This window comes from Kribbella soli (genome assembly GCF_004331345.1).
Taxonomy (GTDB): domain Bacteria; phylum Actinomycetota; class Actinomycetes; order Propionibacteriales; family Kribbellaceae; genus Kribbella; species Kribbella soli.
Map to the genome: position 1 here is coordinate 1,389,352 of NZ_SJJZ01000002.1, position 24,221 is coordinate 1,413,572.

Annotated in this window: 23 protein-coding genes; 12 read left to right on the forward strand and 11 right to left on the reverse strand. The window is 68.0% G+C overall.

Going from position 1 to position 24,221, the window contains the following annotated elements; all coding sequences use genetic code 11:
- Positions 1-20 precede the first annotated feature (20 nt).
- Complete coding sequence (locus E0H45_RS20690) at positions 21-1,292, forward strand: ABC transporter ATP-binding protein (RefSeq protein WP_131339634.1); 1,272 nt, start codon at positions 21-23, stop codon at positions 1,290-1,292.
- Between the two features lie 106 nt (positions 1,293-1,398).
- Here the strand turns inward: E0H45_RS20690 and E0H45_RS20695 are convergent, their stop codons facing one another.
- On the reverse strand, positions 1,399-2,742 hold the full coding sequence (locus E0H45_RS20695; protein ID WP_202872413.1) for an FAD-dependent oxidoreductase: 1,344 nt from the start codon (positions 2,740-2,742) through the stop codon (positions 1,399-1,401).
- Between the two features lie 349 nt (positions 2,743-3,091).
- Between E0H45_RS20695 and E0H45_RS20700 the strand changes: the two genes are divergently transcribed.
- Complete coding sequence (locus E0H45_RS20700) at positions 3,092-3,457, forward strand: ferredoxin reductase domain-containing protein (protein ID WP_202872414.1); 366 nt, start codon at positions 3,092-3,094, stop codon at positions 3,455-3,457.
- Positions 3,458-3,459: 2 nt separating this feature from the next.
- On the opposite strand, the gene E0H45_RS20705 is transcribed toward E0H45_RS20700, so the two are convergent.
- A complete protein-coding gene (locus tag E0H45_RS20705; protein ID WP_131339636.1) occupies positions 3,460-4,224 on the reverse strand; it encodes a sulfite exporter TauE/SafE family protein in 765 nt (254 codons plus the stop codon).
- Complete coding sequence (locus tag E0H45_RS20710) at positions 4,221-4,934, reverse strand: FadR/GntR family transcriptional regulator (protein WP_131339638.1); 714 nt, start codon at positions 4,932-4,934, stop codon at positions 4,221-4,223. The genes E0H45_RS20705 and E0H45_RS20710 overlap by 4 nt, the downstream gene beginning before the upstream one ends.
- A 114-nt stretch (positions 4,935-5,048) precedes the next feature.
- Between E0H45_RS20710 and E0H45_RS20715 the strand changes: the two genes are divergently transcribed.
- Both E0H45_RS20715 and E0H45_RS20720 read left to right on the forward strand, forming a co-directional pair.
- Positions 5,049-6,377, forward strand: a complete 1,329-nt coding sequence (locus E0H45_RS20715; RefSeq protein ID WP_131339640.1) for an SLC13 family permease — start codon at positions 5,049-5,051, stop codon at positions 6,375-6,377.
- Positions 6,378-6,382: 5 nt separating this feature from the next.
- On the forward strand, positions 6,383-6,979 hold the full coding sequence (locus E0H45_RS20720) for a carboxyl transferase domain-containing protein (protein WP_131339642.1): 597 nt from the start codon (positions 6,383-6,385) through the stop codon (positions 6,977-6,979).
- Here E0H45_RS20720 and E0H45_RS20725 read toward each other — a convergent pair.
- Positions 6,925-7,284: a DUF4345 domain-containing protein gene (locus E0H45_RS20725; protein WP_131339644.1), complete on the reverse strand. Its 360-nt coding sequence runs from the start codon at positions 7,282-7,284 to the stop codon at positions 6,925-6,927. The two genes, E0H45_RS20720 and E0H45_RS20725, sit on opposite strands and share 55 nt — an antisense overlap.
- A 295-nt stretch (positions 7,285-7,579) precedes the next feature.
- Between E0H45_RS20725 and E0H45_RS20730 the strand changes: the two genes are divergently transcribed.
- From E0H45_RS20730 to E0H45_RS20755, 6 genes are all read left to right on the forward strand, one after another.
- The gene (locus E0H45_RS20730; RefSeq protein ID WP_131339645.1) at positions 7,580-8,857 is read left to right on the forward strand and encodes an ABC transporter substrate-binding protein; all 1,278 of its coding nucleotides are present in this window, start codon (positions 7,580-7,582) and stop codon (positions 8,855-8,857) included.
- The gene (locus E0H45_RS20735) at positions 8,857-9,816 is read left to right on the forward strand and encodes a carbohydrate ABC transporter permease (RefSeq protein WP_131339647.1); all 960 of its coding nucleotides are present in this window, start codon (positions 8,857-8,859) and stop codon (positions 9,814-9,816) included. The genes E0H45_RS20730 and E0H45_RS20735 overlap by 1 nt, the downstream gene beginning before the upstream one ends.
- A gap of 23 nt (positions 9,817-9,839) precedes the next feature.
- On the forward strand, positions 9,840-10,709 hold the full coding sequence (locus E0H45_RS20740; protein ID WP_131339649.1) for a carbohydrate ABC transporter permease: 870 nt from the start codon (positions 9,840-9,842) through the stop codon (positions 10,707-10,709).
- A gap of 6 nt (positions 10,710-10,715) precedes the next feature.
- Positions 10,716-12,659 (forward strand): glycoside hydrolase family 43 protein, encoded by a 1,944-nt coding sequence (locus tag E0H45_RS20745; protein WP_131339651.1) that lies wholly within the window; start codon positions 10,716-10,718, stop codon positions 12,657-12,659.
- 20 nt (positions 12,660-12,679) lie between these two features.
- Positions 12,680-13,747 carry a LacI family DNA-binding transcriptional regulator gene (locus E0H45_RS20750; protein WP_131339653.1) on the forward strand — a complete coding sequence of 356 codons (1,068 nt, stop codon included), beginning with the start codon at positions 12,680-12,682 and terminating at the stop codon, positions 13,745-13,747.
- A 100-nt stretch (positions 13,748-13,847) separates the two neighbouring features.
- Positions 13,848-15,590, forward strand: a complete 1,743-nt coding sequence (locus E0H45_RS20755) for a glycoside hydrolase family 35 protein (protein WP_131339655.1) — start codon at positions 13,848-13,850, stop codon at positions 15,588-15,590.
- 454 nt (positions 15,591-16,044) lie between these two features.
- On the opposite strand, the gene E0H45_RS20760 is transcribed toward E0H45_RS20755, so the two are convergent.
- From E0H45_RS20760 to E0H45_RS20770, 3 genes are all read right to left on the reverse strand, one after another.
- Positions 16,045-16,770 (reverse strand): sulfite exporter TauE/SafE family protein, encoded by a 726-nt coding sequence (locus tag E0H45_RS20760; RefSeq protein ID WP_202872415.1) that lies wholly within the window; start codon positions 16,768-16,770, stop codon positions 16,045-16,047.
- Between the two features lie 15 nt (positions 16,771-16,785).
- On the reverse strand, positions 16,786-17,988 hold the full coding sequence (locus E0H45_RS42930) for a hypothetical protein (RefSeq protein ID WP_202872416.1): 1,203 nt from the start codon (positions 17,986-17,988) through the stop codon (positions 16,786-16,788).
- A 73-nt stretch (positions 17,989-18,061) separates the two neighbouring features.
- Positions 18,062-18,907, reverse strand: a complete 846-nt coding sequence (locus E0H45_RS20770) for an AraC family transcriptional regulator (RefSeq protein ID WP_131339657.1) — start codon at positions 18,905-18,907, stop codon at positions 18,062-18,064.
- Positions 18,908-18,993: 86 nt separating this feature from the next.
- Here E0H45_RS20770 and E0H45_RS20775 point away from each other — a divergent pair, with 86 nt between their 5' ends.
- Positions 18,994-19,827, forward strand: coding sequence for a phytanoyl-CoA dioxygenase family protein (locus E0H45_RS20775; RefSeq protein ID WP_131339659.1), 834 nt, complete (start codon positions 18,994-18,996; stop codon positions 19,825-19,827).
- Here the strand turns inward: E0H45_RS20775 and E0H45_RS20780 are convergent, their stop codons facing one another.
- The 3 genes from E0H45_RS20780 to E0H45_RS20790 all read right to left on the reverse strand — a co-directional run bounded on the left by E0H45_RS20780 (position 19,828) and on the right by E0H45_RS20790 (position 22,810).
- Entirely contained in the window at positions 19,828-20,775 is a 948-nt protein-coding gene (locus E0H45_RS20780) for an ArsR/SmtB family transcription factor (RefSeq protein ID WP_131339661.1), read from the reverse strand.
- A gap of 20 nt (positions 20,776-20,795) precedes the next feature.
- Positions 20,796-21,830 carry a M23 family metallopeptidase gene (locus tag E0H45_RS20785; RefSeq protein ID WP_238155119.1) on the reverse strand — a complete coding sequence of 345 codons (1,035 nt, stop codon included), beginning with the start codon at positions 21,828-21,830 and terminating at the stop codon, positions 20,796-20,798.
- A gap of 275 nt (positions 21,831-22,105) precedes the next feature.
- The gene (locus E0H45_RS20790) at positions 22,106-22,810 is read right to left on the reverse strand and encodes an SDR family oxidoreductase (RefSeq protein ID WP_131339665.1); all 705 of its coding nucleotides are present in this window, start codon (positions 22,808-22,810) and stop codon (positions 22,106-22,108) included.
- Positions 22,811-22,888: 78 nt separating this feature from the next.
- Between E0H45_RS20790 and E0H45_RS20795 the strand changes: the two genes are divergently transcribed.
- Complete coding sequence (locus E0H45_RS20795) at positions 22,889-23,266, forward strand: winged helix-turn-helix transcriptional regulator (RefSeq protein ID WP_131339668.1); 378 nt, start codon at positions 22,889-22,891, stop codon at positions 23,264-23,266.
- Positions 23,267-23,414: 148 nt separating this feature from the next.
- On the opposite strand, the gene E0H45_RS20800 is transcribed toward E0H45_RS20795, so the two are convergent.
- Positions 23,415-24,170 (reverse strand): S1C family serine protease, encoded by a 756-nt coding sequence (locus tag E0H45_RS20800; RefSeq protein ID WP_238155120.1) that lies wholly within the window; start codon positions 24,168-24,170, stop codon positions 23,415-23,417.
- Positions 24,171-24,221 lie beyond the last annotated feature (51 nt).

The following is a 24,221-nucleotide window of genomic DNA, read 5'->3' on the forward strand; positions in this document are numbered from 1 at the left end:
ACTTCCCGTATAAGGCGTACATGACGGCGATCCGGCTCGACGCGGTGTCCAAGGTGTTCGAGGGTGAACACCTGGCCGTGGACGAGCTGTCGCTGGAGGTCGATGACGGCGAGTTCATGGTGCTGCTCGGTCCGTCCGGGTGCGGGAAGACGACGCTGCTGCGGATGATCGCCGGCCTCGAACGGGTGACCGCAGGCGAGGTCTGGTTCGGGCGGACCCTCGGGACCCGGCTCGCTCCCCGCGAGCGCGGCGTGGCGATGGTCTTCCAGACCGGTGCCCTGTACCCGAACCGGACGGTGCAGGAGAACATCATGTTCCCGCTGCAGATCGCCGGGCAGGACGACGTCCAGGCCGGGTCCACCGCGGCTGGGCTCGCGCAGATCCTCAGCATCGAGTCCGTGCTCGACCGGATGCCGCGCACCTTGTCGGGCGGTCAGCGGCAGCGAGTCGCGATCGGCCGGGCACTGGTACGGCGGCCGCAGGTGTTCCTGCTCGACGAACCGCTGTCGAACCTCGACGCCACGATGCGCACCGAGCTCCGCCAGGAGATCGGCGCGATGACCAGGGACCTGAACGTGACCACGCTCTACGTGACGCACGACCAGGTCGAGGCGCTGACGCTGGCCGACCGGATCGCGGTGATGCGGGACGGCCGGATCGAGGACGTCGGTACGCCGACGCAGGTCTACAACGATCCCGCTACCGCCTTCGTGGCCGGCTTTCTCGGCACGCCGCGGATCAACCTGATGGCCGCGACCGTGCGCGTCACCGCCCACCACCGGGTCGCCCTCGACCTCGGCAGCCAGTCGGTCGGCCTCGACCCCACCGATCGCCGGTCGCTGATCCTGCGGCACCACGACGGCGCCGAGGTCATCGTCGGCGCCCGCTCGAGCGCGTTCAGTCTGATCACGACCGAGGACGCGCCGAACCAGCTGAGCGGAACGATCCGCGCCTTCGAGTTCCACGGCCAGCAGTCGATCGCGTTCGTCCAGTGCGGGATCGAAGTCGTCGATCCCGACAAGATCGGCCGCGTGGCACCGGCGCACGCGTCTCCCGCGGCCGATCCGGAGCCGTCGTTCCTGAGCAGGCTTCGCTCACGGCTCGGGTTCGGGACGCCGGCCCCTCCCCCGCCGGAGATCCACGGCGCCGCCCACCGCCGCGCCGACCTGGTCGTCGAACTCCCGGTCGACACCGAACTGGCACGCGGGACGCGCATTCACCTCGCCCTCGACACCTCCCAGATCCACCTCTTCGACCGCACCGGCCGCCGCGTCGACCGCGTCACCCGCTGACCCCCAGCCGCCGCGGCCCTGACGGTCGAGGGCCTGCGTTGCGGTGGCCGTGAACAAGTTATTACCTGTCCACAGGCACCGCGCGGGGTGCACTGCCCCAGAGATGTCAGCCGTTTGCGATGTTCACCATGTCCTCGCGCGGGACGACCTTGATGCGTTCGCGGCCGGCTGCTTCGCCGAGGGCGATCTCATGGGCGTCGAGGCGGGCCCAGCCGTCGGAGTCGATCACGGTCGCGCCGCGGCCCGCGAGATGCTCCAGGATCCCTTGTGGATCAGGGATCTCGGGCGGCGGCAGCGAGTCGATGTCGGCGAGCAGGCTCGCGATCGTCTCCGCCGCGTCGGACTTGGTGTGGCCGATCAGTCCGATCGGGCCGCGCTTGACCCAGCCCGTGACGTACAGGCCCGGCAGCGGTACGCCGTCGAGGTCGAGGACCCTGCCCCGGTCGTTGGTGATCACGCCCGCCTGGTGGTCGAACGGGATCTCCGGCAGATGGGACGAGAGGTAACCGACGGCGCGGTACACGGCCTGCACGGGCGTATCGACGTACTCTCCCGTGCCCTTGGCCGTGCCGTCTCCCTGCAACTGGGTGATCTCGGTCCGCAGTCCCTCGACCCGATCGCTCCCGAGGATCTCGACGGGCGCGTGGCAGAGGTGGATGTGGATCCGGTGCGGTGCGCCGGTCGGCTCGGCCTCGACGTACTTGAGCAGCGTGTCGACGACCAGCCGGGTGCCCTTGCTGGCGTTGATCGCGGCCTGGCTCGCCTCGTCGATCTCGAACCCTTCGGGGTGCACGATCACGTCCACCGACGGCGAGTGCGACAGCTCCCGCAACTCCATCGGCGTGAACTTGATCTGCGCCGGACCTCGCCGGGCAAACACGTGTACGTCGGTCGCGTGGTTGAGCTTCAGCCCCTGATAGACGTTGCCCGCGATCTCGGTGCTCAGCTGCTCGTCGGCCGGCTTCGCGAGCATCCGGGCGATGTCGAGCGCGACGTTGCCGGCCCCGATCACCGCGACCTCACGGGCCTCGAGCGGCCAGTCCCGCGGTACGTCGGGATGCCCGGCGTACCAGCTCACGAAGTCCGCGGCGCCGTAGCTGCCCGGCAGGTCGATCCCCGGGATGTCGAGCGGGCGGTCGGCCATCGCGCCGGTCGCGAACACGACCGCGTCGTAGTACCGGCGCAGGTCGTCGAGCTTCAGGTCGACGCCGTACGAGACGTTGCCGACGAACCTGATCCGGTCCCGGCGGACGACCCGCTGCAGCGCCTTGACGATCTCTTTGATCCGGGGATGGTCCGGCGCAACGCCGTACCGCACCAACCCGAACGGCGCGGGCAGGCGCTCGATCAGATCCACGTGCGCACCCGGGTGTTCCTGCGTCACTATGTCGGCCGCATAGATGCCGGCCGGTCCCGCACCGACCACAGCAAGGCGGAGATCCCTCATCATCACTCCAATAAGTTAGGCAAGCCTAACCTACCCGAAGTGTGGTGAGCAGCTCCCCAGCGGTCTCACGTTGTGGCGTTTGGTCAGGCCGTCGGCCCACTGGCGCAGTGCCCGATCGGGCCTTTGTTGAGGTTTTGTTGCAGTCGGCCCCGACGCCGTGCCGTGGATCAACCGAATTGGTGTGCCGAGGCGTCTCAGCCTGCATTACCGGGGGTGGTACCGAAATTCGGGGGGAATTCATGAGTGCGGTTCGTTGTGATCCGATGCTGACGGACGTCTTGTTGCCGGCACCGGTGACTTCATCGACAATCCGCCGCCGCACGTGTGGGTCCGGGGTGTCGCGACAGCAGGTATGGCGAACTACGGGACAGTCTTCCGCCGAGTCGTCTACCTGGTGACCGGCAGCGGGATCGGACCGGTGCTCGCGCACGTTCTGGCCGCTCGCGTGCCGCACAAACTGGTGTGGGTGACACGCGATCCGGTGAAGACGTACGGACAGGAACTGGTCGACGAGATCCTGTCCGCGCAGCCGGACGCGCTGATCTGGGACACCGACGCGTACGGCAAACCGGACATGGTGAAGCTCGCCTACTCGGCGTACGAGGACTCCGGGGCGGAGGCCGTGATCTGCGTGTCGAACCGGAAGCTGACCTGGTCCGTGGTGCACGGCCTGGAGCGCCTCGGTATTCCGACGCTCGGCCCGATCTGGGACTCCTGAAGCTAGCGGAGCATCAGCACCGCGGCGGTGACACCGGCGACCACGATCAAGGCGCGGAGCAGTCCGCCCGGGAGCCGGCGGCCGATGTGCGAACCGACGTACCCACCGGCGACGGACCCGATCGCGAGCAGCACGATCGCGGTCGGGTTCAGGTCGGCGATGAACAGGAAGATGACGCTCGCGACGAGGTTCGCGGCCAGTAGGGACAGGGTTTTGAGGGCGTTGACGACGCGCAGCTCGAGGTCCAGGCCGAGACCGAGCACCGCCATCATCATCACGCCCGCGCCGGCGCCGAAGTACCCGCCGTACACGCCCGTCAGAGCCGCGAAGAACGTTGTCGTCGGGGTCATCGTCGTGCGCGTCTCCTGCGGTTCCGCGTGCCGGGAGCGCAGCCAGCGGGAGATCCACGGCTGGACGCCGACGATCAGGCAGGTGAACAGGATCAGCCACGGTGCCGCCGTGGCGAACACTCCTGGCGGCAAGGCAAGCAGCAGTACGGCGCCACCGATCGCGCCGATCGCACACGTCAGCACGACCGCGATCGTCGTGGGGCGAGAGACCTCGCGCAGCTCGCGGCGGTACCCGAACGAGCCGCTGAGCGCGCCGGGCAGGAGGCCGATCGTGTTCGAGGCGTTCGCCACGACCGGCGGAATCCCCAACGCGATCAACGCCGGGAAGCTGATCAGCGACGCGACCCCGACGGTGGACGTGAGCACACCGGCTCCGAGTCCGGCCGCGACGATCGCCAGATGCTCGACACCGGTCACGGCCTGTCCCGCAGCAACGCCACGTCGGAGACCAGCATCACGTGCTCGTGCATGGCCTGGGCAGCAGCGTCCGGAGCGCCGGCGGCGATCGCGTCCGCGACCTTCCGGTGACCGGCGAGCGACTCGCGGGGCCGGCCGGGCTGGGACAACGACTCCAGCCTGGTCTCCCGGATCAGGTCGTGGATCGCGATCATCATCTGCGCCAGCAGCTCCGATCGCGCGGCCGCGGTCACCGCTCCATGGAACGCCTCGTCACCCTCGACGCCCCGGCCGCCTGCCTCGACGTCGCGCTCCATCATGTCCAGCGCCGACCGGATCGCCGCCAGGTCGGCCTCGGTACGACGGGATGCCGCCAGCGCGGCCAGCTTCGACTCGAGCGCGTCACGGGCCTCGATGATCTCGGGCAGCCGGTCGGCGTGCGCACGGATCGCCTCGATCACCGGCGCCGTCCTGGCCCGCTCGGTCAGCACCGTGCCGTCGCCGTGCCGAACCACCACCGCACCGATCACCTCGAGCGCCACCAACGCCTGGCTCAGCGTCGCGCGGCTCACGCCGAGCCGCTGAGCCAACTCGCGCTCGGGTGGCAGCCGGTCGCCGGGAAGCAGGCCGTTCTCGATGATCCAGGTGCTGATCTGGTCGGCGACCTGCTCGTACAGGCGGGACCGCGGTACCGGTCGGGGTGGTGCGGGACGAGCTGGCGGCGACTCCATACAAGACACCTTATTGACAAGTGGCCCATTGGGCTATTGGCTAGGCCACTGAGCCACCACTGTGATCTGTGCCTCAACCAACACAGTCCCCCGCCCCCGGAAGAAGGACTCGTCATGGGACCAGAGTGGGTTGCGATCCTGGCGCTCGTCGCGCTGTTCGTCGTCGGTACGGTTCTGCCGATCAACATGGGCGCGCTCGCGTACGTCGCGGCGTGGCTGGTCGGCCTGTTCTCGTTGCACCTGCGTGAGAAGGAGATCCTGGCCGGCGTCAGCGGCGACCTGATCCTCACGCTGATCGGCGTCACCTATCTGTTCGCGATCGCGAAGAACAACGGCACCGTCGACCTGATAGTCGCCAGCGCGGTCCGGGCCGTCGGCGGCCGGGTCGCGCTGATCCCGTGGGTGATGTTCGCCGTCACCGCCGTACTGACCGCGATCGGCGCCGCCAGCCCGGCCGCGTGCGCGATCATCGGGCCGATCGCGCTCGGCTTCGCCGCGCGGTACAAGATCAACCCGCTGATGATGGGCATGTTCGTCGTGCACGGCGCCCAGGGCGGCGGGTTCTCGCCGATCAGCATCTACGGCACGATCACCAACTCGGTGATGGAGGACGCCAAGCTGCCGTCCAGTGAGCTGACCATCTTCTTGTCCAGCCTCGTCGTCAACCTGGTGATGGCGACGATCCTGTTCATCCTGTTCGGCGGCCGGAAGCTGATGAACCAGCGCGTCGACCCGAACGGCCTGGACGACTCCGGCGGCCTGACCGAAGACCTGCATCACGGCGGCGCCACCGTCACCGCGCGCGGCACCGGCGCCTCGGCCCCGACCGGGACGCTGGCTCGCGGGGTACGACGGGACCAACTGCTGACGCTGATCGCCTTCGTCGGCGTGGCCGTGGTGGCACTCGCGTTCGACAAGAACATCGGGTTCGTCGCGATCACCGCCGCCGTACTGCTCGCGATCCTGTCGCCGACCGAGCACAAGGACGCGATCAAGCAGGTTGCCTGGCCGACGGTCCTGCTGGTCGCGGGTGTCAGCACGTACGCCGCGATTCTCACCGAATCCGGAGCGCCGCAGTTCGTCGGCAACTGGGCCGCCGGGCTGGGCGCGGCCGTGATCGGCGCGCTCGTCCTGTGCTACGTCGGTGGTGTCGTGTCGGCGTTCGCGTCGTCGACCGCGCTGCTGCCTGTGATCATCCCGATCGCCGTACCGCTGATCGGTCACGGTGGGATCAGTGCCGGCCTGTTCGTCGCGGCGCTCGCGATCGCGTCGACGATCGTCGACGTCAGTCCGTTCTCCACCAACGGTGCACTGATGCTCGCGAACCGGCCGGACACGATCGCAGAACCCGTGTACTACCAGCAGATTCTCACCTACAGCGTGATCGTGGTCGCCGCCGGTCCGTTGCTCGTCTGGGCCGCATTAGTGCTGCCGGGCTGGTGACGCGGATGGGTCAGCTCGCCCTGACTCGACTCGACGGCAGGCCGTGCGTACTGGTCGGGCAGGACCGTACCCAGACCAAGCCGATGGGACCGGCCGCCTTGCGCCAGGCCCGTCGCGGCATGAACCTCGCTCAGACCGTCGGCCTCCCACTCGTGACGGTCATCGACACCGCCGGTGCCGAACTCTCCCGCGCCGCGGAGGAAGGCGGCCTGGCCGGCGAGATCGCGCTGTACATCTCGACGATGACAACACTGACCGTGCCGACCTTGTCGATCCTTCTCGGACAAGGCACCGGTGGCGGAGCACTTGCGTTGCTCCCGGCAACCACTGTCGTCGCGGCGGAGCACGCATGGCTCGCACCACTGCCGCCGGAGGGAGCGAGCGCGATCGTGTACCGCGACACCGCCCACGCCCCCGAGCTCGCCGCCGCCCAGCACATCACCGCCCCCGACCTGCACGCCTCCGGCACCATCCACCACCTGGTCCCCGAGCACGGCACCGACACCGCGGAGACCCTCGCGCTAGCAATAGCCGCCGAGTGCGCCGCTCAACTCACGGCGAACCACAGCACTCCCCCGAGGACGACCTCGACACAGAAGTAGAACCAGGACGGGTAGAACGCCCGGGGGCGATCGCGCAACGCACCGATCAATCGCCCCGCAGCCATTCCGCCCAGCGCGACCGCAACCGCGATCACCGCCCCGCGCCGGATCCCGTCGTCGAGCGCAGCCGCGACGAGCAAACCGGCAATCGCGAGCCCGAACCCGCCGTACACGGCTCGAACCTCGTTGCGCGCGTCCGGCCCTGACGCCACGATCCCGAAGGGCCGCACCAGCGCTGCGGGCAGGACGAGCCCATAGATCCCCATGCCGGCGAAGAACACCGCCGCGACAACTATTGCAATCATTGCAACAGACTAGGGCACAGCTCCGGGCACCTGAGCTGTTTACGCAAACAGACAGATCGCCCCGATCATGGCGCTGGTACGGCGTGGACGTCAAGAGGGCAGCGTCGCCAGATCTGGATCGGTTGCTTCGCTCCCCCGCTACAACGTAGGAATGCCTACAAAACAAGGGATGTGGGCACTTAACCGGATCAGTAGAAGTTCCCGGAGATGCGCTCTTGACGCCGGTTCGGTGTGGCGCTCTAATCAGGGCACGCAATCTGTTCACGTAAACATTTTTGGCCATCCGGAGGTAACAATGACCCCGCCCGCCAATGTCTCCCGCCGCGCAGTCCTCGGCGGCGCGCTTGGTCTGGCCGCTGCCGGAGTGCTCGACGCCTGCGGCTCCAACAAGGGAACCGGAGCCGCCGCCAGTGGCGGCGGGAGCAAGGTCTCGCTCAGCCAGTGGTACCACCAGTACGGCGAGAAGGGGACGCAGGAGGCGGCGAAGAAGTACGCCGCCGAGTACACCGGCGCCTCCGTCCAGATCCAGTGGATCCCCGGCGACTACCCCGCGAAACTGTCCAGCGGTCTGCCGTCGGGCAACGGACCGGACGCGTTCGAGAGTCACCTCGAGCGCTCGCTGGTCAGCTCGGGACAGGTCGTGCCGCTCGACGACCTGATCGCCGACGTGAAGGACGACTTCGCCGAGGGCGATCTCGCCGCCAACTCGATCGACGGGAAGCTGTACTCGATCCCGATGATCAACGACCCGCAGATGCTCTACTACCGCAAGAGCCTGTTCGAGGCGAAAGGCATCAAGCCGCCGGAGACCGTCGACGACTTCGTGTCCGCGGCGAAGGAGCTCACCGGCAAGACGACCAAGGGTCTGTTCGCCGGCAACGACGCGAACATCACCGGCGGCGGCCTCTACCCGGCGGCGATCTTCTCGACCGGCGGCCGCCTGCTGACCGACGACCACAAGGTCGGCTTCGAGCCGGCGAAGGTCGCCGAGGTGCTCGTCAAGCTCCGCAAGCTCTCCGCGGACAAGAGCCTCCTGCTCGGCGCGCCGACGGACTGGTGGGATCCCTCGGCGATCAACCAGAACCTGGCCGCGATGCAATGGCTCGGCATGTGGGCCGTGCCCGGTATGTCGACGGCGCTCGGCGAGGACGAGATCGGCGCGTTCCCGTTCCCGGCCGCGACCGGCGGCAAGCCGGCGGTGATCTCGGGCGGCTGGTCGGCGTTCGTCAGCGCGAAGTCCAAGAACATCGACGCCGCGAAGGCTCTCACCAAGTGGCTCTGGGTGGACAAGGCCGATCTCCAGGAGGACTGGTGCCTCAGCTACGGCTTCCACATCCCGCCGCGGAAGAGCCTCGCGGCGAAGGCGTCCAAGCTCCAGTCCGGTCCGGCCGCCGAGTCCGTGTCGCTCAACACGCAGTACGGCGTACCCGGTAACCCGAACTGGACGCCCGCCATGGACACCGCGCTCAAGGACGCGGTGACCAGGATCATCGGCAAGGGCGCGGATCCCGAGGCCGAGCTGGCCGGCGCGGTGAAGAAGATCAACACCGAGCTCGACAAGATCTTCGGGTGATGTCGGAGCAGACAACCGCTGCCCCCGGAGTGCGCCCGGCCACCGGGCGCCTCCGGAGCGCCAACAGCACGCGCGCGATCCATGGGCAGCGGCGCGCGTTCTGGCTCTTCATCGCACCGTTCCTGATCGGGCTCGTCGTCTTCGTCTACTTCCCGATCGCGTGGAGCGCCTTCCTGAGCTTCTTCGACGCACAGGGCACGGTGACCCCGACGAAGTTCGTCGGCCTGGGCAACTACACGACGATGCTCACCGACAAGGCGTTCGTCTCGTCGCTCGTCACGTTCAGCGCGTTCGCCCTGCTGATCGTGCCGACCACGTTCGTGATGTCGCTGTTCCTGGCGATGCTCGTGAACCGGGTCCGGGTGGCGCGGGCGTTCTTCCGCTCGGTGTTCTTCCTGCCGACCGCGTGCTCGTACGTCGTCGCGTCGCTGATCTGGAAACTGTCGATCTTCAACGGCGTCCGGTTCGGGATGGCGAACACGTTGCTCGGCTGGATCGGCGTGGAACCGATCAGCTGGCTGGCCTCGCTCGACCCGCCCTGGTACTGGCTCGTGATCGTGACCGCGCGGTTGTGGTTGCAGGCCGGCTTCTACATGATCCTGTTCCTGGCCGCGTTGCAGAACATCAATCCGGAGCTCTACGAGGCCGCGTACGTCGACGGCGCCAAACCCGGATGGCAGGTCTTCCGGCACATCACGCTCCCCCTCCTCCGGCCGACCTCGATCTCGGTGCTCCTGCTCTGCCTGATCGCGGCGTACCAGGCCTTCGACGAGTTCTACAACCTGCTGGGCGCGGTCGAGTACGCGCGCCCGCCGCTGGTGTACCTCTACCACCTGGCGCTCGGCAGTCAGCAGAACTTCGGCCTCGGCAGTGCGGGATCGCTGATCCTGGCCGCGATCATCGCCGTCGTCACCGTGCTGCAGGGCAAGATCCTCGGCTTCGGCAAACCGGGCGACTGACCGAGACCTTAGGAGAGACTTCCATGGATGCCCATCAGCCGACGGCCGTCGGTTACCGGCGGTCGGTCACCGACCGGATCGCCAACGGCGCCGGCCTGGCCGTGCTGCTCGTGATGACGTTGCTCTTCCTGATCCCGTTCTACCTGTTGATCCGGAACGGTCTGGCCAGCACCAAGGACATCACCGCGCCGGGCTGGACGTTGTTCCCGCGGGACGTGCAGTGGCACAACCTCGTGGACCTGTTCAACGATCCCGAGGTGCCGATGCTCAGTTCGCTGCGGAACTCCGCGATCGTCGCCGTCCTGACCACGGCCGGCACGCTGCTCGTCTGCTCGCTGGCCGGGTACGCGCTGGCCCGGATCAACCACCCGCACAGCAACAAGATCTTCTACGCGGTGCTCGCCACCTTGATGATCCCGGGCGCGGTGACGTTCGTCCCGAGCTTCGTGATCGTGTCCTGGCTCGGGTGGGTCTCGGACTACCGCGGCCTGATCATCCCGGCGCTGTTCAGCGGCTTCACCGTCTTCCTGTTCCGCCAGTACTTCCTCTCGTTCCCGAAGGAGCTCGAGGAGGCGGCCCGGATCGACGGTCTCGGGTACGGCGGTACGTTCTGGCGGATCGTCGTACCGAACTCCGGGAACTTCATCGCGGCGATCGCCGTGATCACGTTCATCCAGAGCTGGAACGCGTTCCTCTGGCCGCTCGTGGTGGCCCAGGACGAGAGCGCCTGGACCGTGCAGGTCACGCTCTCGACGTTCATCACGGCGCAGACGATCAACATCCCGCAACTGTTCATGGCGGCAGCCGTCTCGATCCTGCCGCTGGTCCTGGTCTTCGTCTTCCTGCAGCGTTATCTCGTGCAGGGCGTCGCGCAAACCGGTCTGAAAGGTTGAAACCCTATGAAGCGAAGAGATATTCGGGCCGTGGTGGGCGTCCTGCTCGCCGCGGTCGGGCTCAGTCTGCTGTCGTCACCGGCCAACTCCGCGGAGCCCTCGGCGAACACCTCCTTCCGCCCGGGCGAGCCGTGGCTGGACACGAGCGGCAAGGTCATTCAGGCCCACGGCGGCCAGGTCGTGCCGTCGAAGGACGACGACGGTCGGCGCATCTACTACTGGTACGGCGAGGATCGCAGCAACGGCTACTACGACAGCCCGGGTGTGCATCTGTACTCGTCGTACGACCTCTACAACTGGAAGGACCAGGGACTCGCACTCCGAGCGATGAACTCCCCCGACCAGTTCGTGAACGACCCGTACTTCGCCAAGCTCTACAAGAAGTACACGCCGGCGCAGAAGGATGTCGTCTGGCGCGACCTGTCGACCAACAGCGTCCGCACCGACGGCTGGGCGCGACCGTCGATCCTCGAACGCCCCAAGGTGATCTACAACAAGAGCACCGGCAAGTGGGTCATGTGGGTGCACTCCGACGGCCCGTCGTCGCCGACCAGTACGTCGACGTACGCCCGCGCCGAGGCCGGGGTGGCGATCGCCGACTCGCCGAAGGGCCCGTTCCGCTGGATCGACTCGTACCGGCTGAACCGGGTGCCGAGCGATTCGGTTCCGTGGTGCGGTACGGGGTCCGCGTTCGACCCGGCCGGCGGGATGGCGCGGGACATGAACCTGTTCGTGGACGACGACGGCACGGCGTACATCATCTACTCCTCCGAGGAGAACCGGACGATGTACATCTCCAAGCTGAACAAGTCGTACACGTACCTGTCCGCGGCGCCGGAAAACGCTGTACAAGGCAAGGATTTCGTCCGCACGCTCGCCTGCAACCAGCGTGAGGCGCCGGCGATGTTCAAGTCGGACGGCACCTACTACCTGGTGACGTCGGGAGCCACCGGCTGGGACCCGAACCCGGCGCACTACGCGACCTCGCAGAACGTCCTCGGTCAGTTCACCGACCGCGGGGTCCCGATCACCGGCGACGGCGCGGCGACCACGTACCGGTCGCAGAGCACCAACGTGATCCCGGTCGACCAGAAGAACAACAAGTTCGTCTTCATGGGTGACCGGTGGACGCCGGACGATCTGGCGAACGCGCCGTACGTCTGGATGCCGATGAGCTTCGGCGAAGGCGGCGCACTCACCATCGGCCCGGACACCGAGTGGACGTTGGGCGACCTGGCGCCGTACACCCGCTGGACCGTCACGAGCACGATCCCGGACAACGTCTGGCTCAACGACACGAGCACGCTGCCGACCACGGTCACCGTGACGACCGCGCGCGGATCGCAGCAGGTCGCCGTCACCTGGGATCCGTCGAGCATCGCGCAAGCGGGGCCTGCGACCCTGCGTGGCACGTTGGCGGACGGCAGGACGTTCACTCGCTCTGTCGTGGTGGTGCCACACGGTCTGCGGTACGCCGTGAACGCCGGCGGGACCGCTACGCCCGACTGGACACGCCTGACGCAGGTCGCGTCGACCGAACAGCCACTGCTCAACTCGGCACCGGAACAGGCGCTGGGGACAGATCCCGTCACGGGCACGCAGTGGGGATACACGGGTTCGAGCGCGCCGGCCGGTACTGGCGACCTCTACACTACGCTGCGGTACGCCAAGGACCACGAGCCGCTGGTCTACACGTTCGAGAACCTCGAGCCGGGCACGTACACGGTCCACGCGGGCTACTACGACCCGTGGCCGTGGGCCAACCGCGCGGCCGAGGTGACCGTCAACGGGTCCGTCGTCGACCAGCAACGCCTGTTCACCGCGACCGGCGTCGCGGCGTCGTACGGCGGAGTCACAGTCGGGGCAGACGGCAAGATCGTCGTGTCGATCGCACCCACCCGGTCCCCCGACATCCAGGTCAGCTGGCTGATGATCGCCCGCAGTAACTAGCGCCCACCTATGCTGATGCCATGTCGAGCGAGGTCAGGGGTGCGCGCCGCGGGGTCAAGGGACACCCGAAGTCGGGACCGTCCATCGGCGACGTGGCGCGGTTGGCCGGTGTGTCGTCGCAGACCGTGTCACGCGTGTCCACGGGCTCGGAGCCGGTCAAGGCCGAGACCCGGGAGCGGGTGCTCGACGCGATGCGGCAACTGGGGTACGCCCCGAACCTCGCCGCCCGGGCGCTGCGCCAAGGCAACTTCCGGTCGATCGGTCTGATCGCTCACCAGGTCATCCGGACCGGTGAGTCGAAGACCATCGAGGCGGTCATTGAGGCCGCCCGGCTGGAGGGGTACTCGGTGAGCCTCGTCGACGTCGAGACCCCGTCGTCGAGCGACGTCAGCGAGGCCGTGCAGCACCTCAGTCACCAGGCGATCGACGGCTTGATCATCATCCGGGCCGAGACCGCGACCCCGGCGGCGCTGGCGCTGCCGCCGACCATGCCGGTCGCGGTGTCCGACTCGCGGTTCATCGGGCACCATCCGGCGGTCGGCGCCGATCAGATCGGTGGCAGTCGCGCCGCGGTCCAGCATCTGCTGGATCTCGGGCACGCGACCGTCCACCACATCGCGGGCCCGGCGGACTCCGGCCCTGCGGACCTGCGGGCGACCGCCTGGAGACAAACGCTGACCAGCGCCGGACGTGAGGTTCAGGAGCCGTTCGGCGGCGACTGGTCCGCGGAGGCGGGCTACACGATCGGGAGCGAGATCGCGCAGCGGGACGACGTGACGGCGGTGTTCGCGGCGAACGACGAGATGGCAGCCGGCCTGATCCACGCACTGCACGAGGCCGGCCGCCGGGTGCCTGACGACGTGAGCGTCGTCGGGTTCGACGACATCGACCTCGCCGCCCACCTCTGGCCGCCGCTGACGACGGTCCGGCAGGAGTTCCACCAGATCGGTCACGACCTCGTCGAGGTCATCATGCGGCAGCTCGGCGGGCGGGAGCAGTTGACCGGATACCACGGCACGGTGCCCGCGCCGCTGATCGTCCGGCAGAGCACAGCAGCACCCCGCAAGCGCCGGCGTACCCGCCGCTGATTTCGGGTGGACAGTCACCAGCAGGTCCAGTTACCGTCATTGATGTTTACGTAAACAAGGCCGTACGTAAACAAGGCCGCCCTACAAGAGATGAGAGCCCATGCCCGACTTCGCCATCGGTGAGTCCGACTTCGTCCTGGACGGCCGTCCGTTGCAGATCATCTCCGGCGCCCTGCACTACTTCCGGATGCACCCGGACTGCTGGGCGGACCGGATCGAGAAGGCGCGGCTGATGGGGCTCAACACCATCGAGACCTACGTCCCGTGGAACGCGCACAGCCCGCGCCCCGGCGTCTTCAACACCTCCGGGATGCTCGACCTCGGGCGGTTCCTCCGCGAGGTCGCGGCCGCCGGGCTGTACGCGATCGTGCGACCCGGGCCTTACATCTGTGCGGAGCTGGACAACGGCGGACTCCCGGCGTGGCTCTTCCGCGACGACAGTGCCGGGGTACGCCGCCACGAGCCGACGTTCATGTCCGCAGTCACGCAGTACCTGCAGGACGTGCTGGAGATCGTCCGGCCGCTGCAGATCGACCAGGGCGGACCGGTGCTGCTCGTGCAGGTCGAGAACGAGTACGGCGCGTTCGGGGACGACCAGACCTACTTGAAGGCGCTGGCCGAGGTCATTCGAAGCGCCGGCACCACCGTTCCGCTCGTCACGGTGGATCAGCCGACGGACTCGATGCTCGCCGCCGGCGGACTGGACGGCGTACTGCGCACCGCGTCGTTCGGGTCCCGTGTCACGTCGCGGCTCGAAACGCTGCGCAAGCACCAGCCGACCGGGCCCCTGATGTGCATGGAGTTCTGGGACGGGTGGTTCGACTACTGGGGTGGACGCCACCACACGACGAGCGCGGCCGATGCCGCCGCGGAGCTCGACACGCTGCTCGCGGCCGGGGCGTCGGTCAACATCTACATGTTCCACGGCGGTACGAACTTCGGACTGTCGAGCGGGGCCAACGACAAGGGCGTGTACCGCGCGACCGTGACGTCGTACGACTACGACGCACCGCTCGACGAGGCGGGGAATCCGACGGAGAAGTTCCACGCGTTCCGTGAGGTGATCTCGCGGTACGCGCCGGTGCCGGACACCGTGCCGACCTCGCAGCCGGCCGCGCCGGAGTTCACCGTCGCGCTGTCCGATCCGGTCGGGCTCCTCCCAGGCTTTGGTGGATCCTGGTCGGAACATCAGGAACTTCCGACGCTCGACGATCTGGACGCGCGGCTTGCGATCTTCCGGACCGAGCTGCGTCAGGGTGGGCCGGCGTTGCTGACGTTCGCCGAGGTCCGTGACCGCGTGCAGGTGTTCCTGGACGGTGCACCGGTCGGCATTCTCGAACGCGAACGGCACGAGCGCGCGATCATGCTCCCCCACACGCGTGGACGGCTCGAGCTCGTCGTCGAGGACCAAGGTCGGGTCAACTACGGGCCCCGCATCGGTGAGCCCAAGGGCCTCATCGGGCCGATCCGCGTCGGCACCGAGGAACTCACCGGCTGGACGGCCTGCGGGATCGACCTCGACAGGGTCCCGCAGCTGTGGCACTCCGCGGGCCCGACGCCGTCCGCGCTCGGCATCGGTCCGACCGCGTGGCGCGGGACGTTCGAGGCCGACGGCGAGTCCGACCTGTTCCTGCGAACCGATGCCTGGGGCAAGGGTTTCGCCTGGATCAACGGCTTCTGCCTCGGCCGCTACTGGCGCCGCGGCCCCCAGGAGACCCTCTACGTGCCCGCGCCCCTGCTGGAGCAGGGCACCAACAACCTCGTCGTACTCGAACTAGAAGTCCTCGAAACCCCCACAGCAACCTTCACCGGCTCGCCGCGATTGGGCTACACCGACCTCTAACGCCGTCGCCAGAAGGTGCGGTATTCGCGGCGCCGGCCTGGTGTGATCTGCAGCTCGACAGGATGTGTCAGGTGGCCGGGTAGTGCACCTGAGCGTGAACGCGTTCGTGCGTACAGCGTCTCGCCGGTGCACTACCTGTAGAGCTGCAGATCGCACGGCCGCGAGCCGAGTCGTGGCGTTTGGTTGCCCCTCGAAACCGCGAGTCGTGGATCGAGGCTGCAGATGACCGCCAAAACCCACGACTCGACGCCCACCGATGCCGGTGTCGGGATAAGGGGGCGGATCGGGGGGGAACGCCACGGGTGGTCCGGTTGAGCGCGGCCCTCCCATTTGGCTGGTCAGCCAGCGAAGTGTGGGGTTTGTGACCCAAATCCAGGGTCACAAACCCCGCACTGGGTGGGTCAGCCAGGCAAATTGGTGGGTCAGCCAGGCAAATGGGATTGGGCGCCACGCCCTAGGCCGCCAGCAGGCCCTTGGTCGCCGTGACGATGCCGCCGGCAACTGCCAGGGACAGGACCATCAGCCGGGCTGCCCGGTCCGGGATTCGCCCGGCCAGCAGTGCGCCCAGGCCTGCGCCGAGGAGCAGTCCGGCAGCCGCCACGAGCCATTCGTCGCCCGCAAGTGGAGGTACGCCGCGGGTGATGAGGGAGAAGATGTTGACGAGGGTGCCGTAGAAGAGCGCGTTCGGCACGAATTCGCGGATCGTCCAGTTCGCGTTGACGGCGTACAGCGACACCGGAGGTCCGCCCAGGCCGGCGGCTGTGTTCATGAAACCGCCGGCCGCGCCTGCTGTCAGCGCACCGGCGAGTCCCTTCAGCGCTCGCACGCGCAGACCGCTCATCAGCAGGGCCGCGGTCACTGTCACCAGGCCGCCCATCACCACGAGGAGCACCGGCTCGGGGAGGACGCTGGAGAACCAGGCGCCGAGCGGCGCCGTACACGCGGCCGCGATCACCAGCGGGACCATCGCCCGCAAGCGCACCTGGCGCCACCCGCGGGACAGGCCCAGGACGCACACGACTCCGGCCGCGCAGTTCGCGAACGAGACACCGTCCGCCGGCCCGAGCACCATCACGAGCGCGGGCACCGCCACCAGCGCGAACCCCATCCCCGTGAGCCACTGGACGAAGGCACCGAGCAGGACAACCCCGCCAAGCAGCAGACCCGCAGTACCGCTCACTGCGGATACCTCCTGTTAGGCGACGTTCAGAAGTTTCGCATACAGGTCGAAGACTCCGAACGCGAGCGGTACGAAGGCGACCATCGCGGCGACCTCGATCGCGTCGAGGATCTGTGAGGCGCGGGCCTGGAGGTGTTGGGGTGACTCAGGGCGCATCCCGAAGGCAGCGACCATACCGACCACGACGAGGAGGCCGACGGCGATCAGCGCGCCCCCGGCTTCCTTGGTGGACAGGACGAACGTGAGCACCAGCATGATGCTCAGCGCTGCCGCGCACAGGACCGCGACCTCGGTCAGCAGCGGGTACAGCCGCGCTCGGGACGCGAGCAGGAACGCCAGCACCACCGCGGCACTGATCGACCAGCCGTTCCAGGTCCGCAGCATCACAACGGCCGACGCGACCGACGACATCGCGACCGGAACAGTGGCCAGCGCGATCCCGAGGTGCGCCGCGTTGATCGCCGAATGTACGTCGATGCGCTGGACCTCAGCGCCCTGGGCCCGTCGGTCGTCGAGCGCGGTCAAGCCCGACATCGCCAGCCCGATCCTCGGCAGCAACCCGAGCATCAGCACGGACAACGCCCCGGCCACGACGCCGACCCGATCCGCATCGATGCCGAGCCGCACACCGCCGATCCAGCACACCGCGAACGCCACGGTGACGGAGCCGCCGAGCACGCCGCCCCGGGCCAATCCGGCCCCGGCGAACAGTACGGCGCCACTTCCCACACCGGCCGTACCGGCCGCGAACGCCATCGGCACCGACCAGCCGCCTGTGATCGCCCAGACCACCAGCCCGATCGAGAGGCATCCGGTGGCGATCGACAACAGCGGGATACCGACCACCGGTCGCTGATAGCGGCCGAGCACAACGCCGCTGAACCGGCGGGCGGCGTCCGACTGACCCTCGGCGCTGCCCATGTTCTGCTTGGCCGTGGTCACCTGCTCGTTCTGCGCGGTGTTCATCGCGGTCCCGACGCCGTGCTGGCCGACGGCGAGGTGCGCCATGCCCGCGTTCAGGCTCGCGGCGATGCTGTCGACGTTCTGTTTGAAGGCGTCGAACTGCTTCTTGCCCTCACCGCCGAACTTCCCCTCCAGCGGCGCGGCGGCGTCGACGAGCTGCTTGACCAGTCCGCCCAGGTCCTGCGCCCGGCCGGCGGTGCCCTTCGCCGCCTGGTCGAACGCGCCCTGACTCATGTCCCATCGCTGACCAGCCATCTCTCGGTTCCTCCTGAGCCCGTTCGGCGTTCACAGTCGACTCAGGGTTCCCGACGCCGCTTTCAAATCGCTTTCATCGGGTCAGTGCGGCTCGGTAGTGGGTCGGGCGCATCGCCTTCAGCTCGCGGAAGCGGCGGTTGAAGTTGGCGAGGTTCCGGTAGCCGCTGCGCGCGGCGACCTCGGTCACCGGGAGCGAGGTCGTCGTGAGCAGACGGCAGGCTGTCTCCACTCGCAGCTGGTTGACGTAGTCGGTGAGCGTGCAGCCGATGGCGCGGCGGAAGAAGCGGCTGAACGACGTCGGCGACATGTGCACGAGCGCGGCGACCTCGTCCAGGAGCACCGGCTCGGTATGAGCTTTCTGCAGATACCGGACCACCACATCGATCCGGTCGCGTACGGCGGTGCTCGGCGCCGCGGCGTACCCGGCGCCGGTGACAGGGGTCGCCGTCGTGTCGGCGGCAAGTCGATGCAGTACGTCGAGAAGCCGCGTCGTCTGGACCGCCGGCGTGAGATGCGGAAGACCGGCGATGTCCGCCTGCAGTTCCGGTGCCACGTCGCTGAAGTACAGCCCGCGGGCCGCGCCGCCCAGGAGGTCGCGGACGGCACCGAACTGCGGGAGCTCGAAGAAGCCCGCGCCGAGGAAGTCGTGCCGGAACTGGGTGACCGCGGCCTCCGACGGCTGATCGGACGGCTCGGACGCGTAGGTGTGCGGCAGATCGGGGCCGAGCAGCACCAAGTCACCAGGGAGGTACCGCTCGACGGTGGTACCCACATACCTCGTGCCCGATCCGGCAGAGATCAGGGTGAGCTCGTACTCCCGATGGAAATGCCACGCGAAGTCGAAGCACCGTTCGCGCCTCGTGAAGCACGTGAACGTCGTACCGCTGGGTACTCCCGGCCGTTCGTAGCGCGGCTTCATCCACACATTCTAAGCGGGCAACTGAGTACCAGAACTGGGCAGCAGCGGCGTAGCACCCGAGGTCTGCGCTTGGAATCGTGGAAGCCATGACGACCACGAACATCTCCGTCGACGAGCTCGAGACGCCGTACGACGGTCTGCCCCCGACCGCCACCGCCGACTTCAACCGCGACGGGTTCGTGCACCTGTCCGGCGTACTCAGCCCCGAGACAATCGCCGAATACGAGCCGACGATCACCTCCGAGGTGATCCGGCTGAACACCCAGGACCTGCCGCTGGCCGAGCGCGACACGTACGGCAAGGCGTTCCTGCAGGTGACCAACCTGTGGCGGCAGAACGAGAAGGTCAAGGAGCTCGTGTTCGCACGCCGCCTGGCCGGCATCGCGGCGCAGCTCCTCGGTGTTCACGCCGTACGTCTGTACCACGACCAGGCGCTCTACAAGGAGCCGAGCGGCGGCATCACCCCGTGGCACGCCGACCAGTACTACTGGCCGCTGTCCTCCGACCGGTGCGTGACGCTCTGGCTGCCCTTGCAGGAAACCCCGCTGGAGATGGGCCCGCTCGCCTTCGCCCGCGGCAGCCACAACTTCGCCTTCGGCCGCGACCTCCCGATCTCCGACGAGTCCGAGGAGCAACTCAAGAACGCCGTGGCCGAGCAGTACTTCGAGGACGTCGTGGAACCGTTCGCACTCGGCGATGCCTCTTTCCACCGCGGCTGGACCTTCCACCACGCCGGCCCGAACCGCGGCACCCAACCACGCCGCGTCATGACCGTCATCTACCTCGACGCCGACATCCGCGCCGCCGAACCGACCAACCAATTCCAGACCTCGGACCTCGGCAGCTGGATGCCAGGAACAGAGGTCGGCCAGGTCCCCCAGTCACCCCTGAACCCGATCCTGTACGCCGACGCCGGCTGATCACGGCAGGTCGGAGAGCTGGTCACCTAGTGGGGTGCGTTCGTAGATGACGGCTCGGCCGCTGCGGCGTGTCCGGACCAGGCCCTGTGCAGCCATTGCGCGGAGGGCCTGGTTCGCGGCCGATGGTGACACGCCGAACCTGTCCGCCAGTGCGGTCGTCGACTGGCCGGAACCGATGGCTCGGAGATAGCGAAGGCGGTGCGGGCTGAGCAAGCCCGCGCCGCCCGGGACGTCGGTCGCGTCGGACCACATCGCTCGCTGGTTCGTCGCGCGGTAGATCACCATCGGGTCCGAGTCGGTCAGCGGCGTCGAGCTGCTCAGGGTGAACAGTGACGGTACGACGAACAACGGCCGCCCACGCGTATGGAGGGTGAGATCGTCGTGACCGTTGAGGATCTGAGCCGTGATGGACGTCGGATCGGCCCGAACGCCTGGCCCGCAACGGTTCAGGGTGGCGATCACCCCCTCCGCCGCCAGCGATCTGGCACGGACCGCGACATCGGTGTCGAGGATCGCGCGCATCCGCGGCCAATGCGGCTGAAACGCCAGTCGCCAGTACGCCGCCAGCGCATCCGCCAACCGATCGCCGAAGGATCGCCCACTGGATCCCAGTCGACGCGGTACGCCGCCGACCGCGAACTCGATGTCCGCGCCGAGCGTGCGCAGGTCCTGGTCCCGCAGGTAGGCGAGCTGGGCGTCGATGGTCAGCGGTACGCCTACCCGCGGATTGAACAGGTCGGGTGTGTCGAAGTTCGGGCCGATCAGTCCGCTCAGCACATCGAGCGGAAGTTGGTCGCGGACCTGGCAGGCGGCGGCGTACCAGGGAGCCTGGAGCGGGTAGCTGGTGGGCGACCGCAGCGCGCGCAGCGAGTTGCCGAGCTCAGTGAGTGGCGAGACCGCGAAGCGCACCAGTCCGTAGTCGCCGGGCTCCAGCTGATAGCGCGCCACGGCCGATTGTAAGCATGGGGTCAGCTGGTGCGGTTGTAGATCGCGTTGCCCGGGCAGGCGGTGACGCCGAGGCGGGTCGCGCAGCCGGTGTACTGGCTCGAGCCGTTCCACCAGGTCCAGCCGCCGATGGTGCGGCCGTGCAGCCAGGTGTACGTGCCGTTGTAGTTGGCGTCGTACGTCCGCAGACTCCAGTGGACGTGGTCGCCCGTCGCGGAGCCACCGGCGCAGACGTCTCGGCCGATGTTGCCCAGCAACGCGCTCGTCCCCACCGGGGTCGCGTTGTAGTAGGTGGCGTTGTACATGTGGTAGTAGTCCGTCGAGAAGCCGTTCGGGTGGATCACTCGCGTCCAGCCGCCACCAGCGCCGCACATCGACGTGGCCGTACCGTCGCGCGAGGAGCGGACGCGCCCGCTGGCGTTGCCGCCGGCAAGGTCCAAGCTGCTCCAGTAGCCGTTCACGCCATCACTGGCGTGCGGGCCACCAGTGACGGTCATGTAGTAGTCCGGCATCCACGGCAGCAACAACCCACCGGTGTTGGCCGTGGTAGCCATGGTCGTCGCGGTCTGGTGCGTCGCGTACGCCGTCATGGTCCGACGCTCTGCGGCGCCGACGAGCGGGGACTTCGCGAAATAGTCAGCGAACTCGCTGTCACCCTCGACTCCGCTGACCCAGTGACCGTCGAGGTAGCGAGCGATGTACAGCCAGCCCTCCGGATGAGCGCCTTCGGTGGCGGGAGCCTCGACGTACGCGACACCCCGCGCCCAGCCCGGCGTGGCCGACCGGACGTCGACGACGACCTTCCGTCCCTGGTCGGCAAGCTTGCCGAGGGCAACGGATGGGGCGAGACCCCGGCCGTCCTGGGACCGGCCCAACGCGTCGGCGGCGACCGCGTCGACCAGACTCCGGCCGGAGGCGCCGAGGACGCCCGCAACCTCAGCAGGCAACTTCACCTCGGCCGCTGCCGGACTCGGGTTCGCATCGGCGTAGCGGGGTGCCGCCGACGCCGTGGGCGCAACGGCGAAGACGGTTGCCGCGGCCAACGCAGCGGCGGACATTCTCACGGACAGTTTCGAGGGCATGGGCGGAACCCTTCTGTTCGATCTGACGAATGCCGCGAGTGTGACAGAGCCCTCCGCCCGCCAGCAGAAGATGAAGCGAAAGCCTTAATCAGCCAACGAACTCTCTGTACGGCGGGGGTCGTGCGGCCGGTCCGGCATGCCGCCAGCGCCGCCAGGTTTCGCACGGCGCACGCCACTCCCCTTCCCGTTTGGGCCTGCACAGTACGACGACCACAGGGTCCCGCCTCCGGGACAGTGGTAGGTGCTTGGCATTAGGAAGTCTTGTGGCGGGCGCCGCCCTCGAGGTGGATTGTTTCGCCGGAGATGAAGCCTGCGCGGAGTAGCCACATCACCGTGTCGACGACGTCGTCGGACTCGCCGTACCGTCCGACCAGCGTTCCCGCGGCGCTCTTGCTCAGCAAGCCGGCCTTGCCGTCGCCCAACCGGTCCCAAGCACCCGAGTCGACGACGCCGGGCGAGATGGCGTTGACCCGCACCGGGGCGAGGTCCGCTGCGAGATGGCGAGCGACGTACTCGACCGCACCGTTGGTCACCCCCTTGACCAGCGAGCCTGGTCCCGGCCGCCAACCGACAACCCCGGAGAACAACACGATCGACCCGTTCGGTCGCAGTACCGGCGCGAAGTGCTTGGCGACCAGCATCGGTCCGATCACCTTCGCCGTGAACGCGGCGATCAGCTTGTCGTGATCCAGTGCGGCAGCCCGAACGTCGTGCGGCGCCGAACCGGTCGTCACGATGTGGTCGATCCCCTCCGCGAGCTGTGTCGCCGCGGCCGCCATCGTCGTCTCGTCCTGCAGATCGATGCGCACCGCGGTCGCGCCGATCTCGGCCGCCAGCGCCTCGGCGGCAGCCAGATCACGTGCACCGATCACAACGTCGTACCCGTCCTTCACCGCACGCCGCGCGACTGCCGCCCCCAGCGCCCGTGCACCGCCGATGACCAGGATCCGCTCCATTTTCGTACTCCTTCTCGTAGGATCGGATCTCACGGTATGGATTTGATACCGGTATCTTCAACGGAACTGGGAGCGCTCATGGGCAAGGCGTACAACGTGATGGCGGCGACCTGCCCGAGCCGAACCGTGCTCCACCGCATCGGCGCCCGCTGGACCGTGTTCGTCGTCAACGCCCTCGACGACGGCCCCCGCCGCTTCACCGACCTCAAAGCACACATCCAAGGCATCACCCCGAAGGTCCTGACCGAGACGCTGCGCTCCCTCGAGGTCGACGGCCTGATCAGCCGGCACGAGTACGCCGAGAACCCGCCACATGTCGAATACGCCCTCACACCACTAGGACGCTCCCTCCTCGTCCCCCTCCGCGCCGTACGACTCTGGGCCGAACAACACGTCCCCGAAATACAAGCCGCCCGAGCCCACCACGAGAACCAGCCATACGCCGACCCAGCATGAGGGCCTCCCACCACCAGCTTTCGCGCGCTCCGCGGCCGTGGGATCTGCAGCTCGACAGGTAGTACACCGGCGAGACGCTGTACGCACGGACACGTTCACGCTCAGGTGCACTACCCGGCCATCCGACACCTCCTGTCCAACTGCATGCTCAGTCGAGGAGGGTTTTGACGATGGTGGTCATTCGGTCTACGGGGATGGCGAAGCCGATGCCTATGTTGCCGGAGCGGGTGGTGCCCAGGGTGGCTATGGCGGTGTTGACGCCGACTACCTGACCGGCGGCGTTGACGAGGGGGCCGCCGGAGTTGCCGGGGTTGATGGCGGCGTCGGTCTGGATGGCCGACTGGCGGGTGCTGTTGTCGCCGAAGCGGGCCTGTCGGTTGACGGCGCTGACGATGCCGGCGGTCACCGTTCCTTCCAGGCCGAGTGGGGATCCGACGGCCAGCACCGGGTCGCCGACCCGGAGTTGCGCGGACCGGCCGAGCGTGAGCGCGCGCAGTCCCGCGGCGTCGGAGGTCGAGACCTGGAGTACGGCGAGGTCGTTGTCCTCGTCGGCGCCGACGACGCGGGCATCGACCGTACGGCCGTTCGACAGGACCAGTGAGACATCGCTCGCTCCTTCCACGACGTGGGCGTTGGTCACCACATGCCCTTGCTGGTCGATCGCGAAGCCCGAGCCGGTTGCGCGTCCTGCGCGTACTGAGACGACTCCTGGCAAGACGTTCGCGGCGGCTGCGGTGATGGATCCAGGGGCAGCTGCTGCTGGCGGGGCTGCTTGCTGGAGGTCCACAGCCGGGTCGCGCGCACCTGTGACGGCACCTGCTACTCCCCCGGCAGCGATCGAGAGTGCGAGCGTGCCGACCACGAACGCGGCGCGTCGACGAACCGGAGTGCGTGTGACCGTCACCCCGGCCTGAGGTGCCGCGGCGGGAGAGGTGGGAACAAATGAGGGGGTCCT

Excerpts from the sequence above, each read along its gene's own strand:
- E0H45_RS20770 (WP_131339657.1), bottom strand. The coding sequence starts at position 18,907 with ATGAAGCCGCGCTACGAACGGCCGGGAGTACCCAGCGGTACGACGTTC.
- E0H45_RS20790 (WP_131339665.1), bottom strand. The coding sequence starts at position 22,810 with ATGGAGCGGATCCTGGTCATCGGCGGTGCACGGGCGCTGGGGGCGGCA.
- E0H45_RS42930 (WP_202872416.1), bottom strand. The coding sequence starts at position 17,988 with ATGGCTGGTCAGCGATGGGACATGAGTCAGGGCGCGTTCGACCAGGCG.
- E0H45_RS20745 (WP_131339651.1), top strand. The coding sequence starts at position 10,716 with ATGAAGCGAAGAGATATTCGGGCCGTGGTGGGCGTCCTGCTCGCCGCG.
- E0H45_RS20700 (WP_202872414.1), top strand. The coding sequence starts at position 3,092 with ATGGCGAACTACGGGACAGTCTTCCGCCGAGTCGTCTACCTGGTGACC.
- E0H45_RS20755 (WP_131339655.1), top strand. The coding sequence starts at position 13,848 with ATGCCCGACTTCGCCATCGGTGAGTCCGACTTCGTCCTGGACGGCCGT.
- E0H45_RS20720 (WP_131339642.1), top strand. The coding sequence starts at position 6,383 with ATGGGTCAGCTCGCCCTGACTCGACTCGACGGCAGGCCGTGCGTACTG.
- E0H45_RS20750 (WP_131339653.1), top strand. The coding sequence starts at position 12,680 with ATGTCGAGCGAGGTCAGGGGTGCGCGCCGCGGGGTCAAGGGACACCCG.
- E0H45_RS20785 (WP_238155119.1), bottom strand. The coding sequence starts at position 21,830 with ATGTCCGCCGCTGCGTTGGCCGCGGCAACCGTCTTCGCCGTTGCGCCC.
- E0H45_RS20715 (WP_131339640.1), top strand. The coding sequence starts at position 5,049 with ATGGGACCAGAGTGGGTTGCGATCCTGGCGCTCGTCGCGCTGTTCGTC.
- E0H45_RS20795 (WP_131339668.1), top strand. The coding sequence starts at position 22,889 with ATGGGCAAGGCGTACAACGTGATGGCGGCGACCTGCCCGAGCCGAACC.
- E0H45_RS20725 (WP_131339644.1), bottom strand. The coding sequence starts at position 7,284 with ATGATTGCAATAGTTGTCGCGGCGGTGTTCTTCGCCGGCATGGGGATC.
- E0H45_RS20735 (WP_131339647.1), top strand. The coding sequence starts at position 8,857 with ATGTCGGAGCAGACAACCGCTGCCCCCGGAGTGCGCCCGGCCACCGGG.
- E0H45_RS20775 (WP_131339659.1), top strand. The coding sequence starts at position 18,994 with ATGACGACCACGAACATCTCCGTCGACGAGCTCGAGACGCCGTACGAC.
- E0H45_RS20690 (WP_131339634.1), top strand. The coding sequence starts at position 21 with ATGACGGCGATCCGGCTCGACGCGGTGTCCAAGGTGTTCGAGGGTGAA.
- E0H45_RS20740 (WP_131339649.1), top strand. The coding sequence starts at position 9,840 with ATGGATGCCCATCAGCCGACGGCCGTCGGTTACCGGCGGTCGGTCACC.
- E0H45_RS20730 (WP_131339645.1), top strand. The coding sequence starts at position 7,580 with ATGACCCCGCCCGCCAATGTCTCCCGCCGCGCAGTCCTCGGCGGCGCG.
- E0H45_RS20710 (WP_131339638.1), bottom strand. The coding sequence starts at position 4,934 with ATGGAGTCGCCGCCAGCTCGTCCCGCACCACCCCGACCGGTACCGCGG.
- E0H45_RS20695 (WP_202872413.1), bottom strand. The coding sequence starts at position 2,742 with ATGATGAGGGATCTCCGCCTTGCTGTGGTCGGTGCGGGACCGGCCGGC.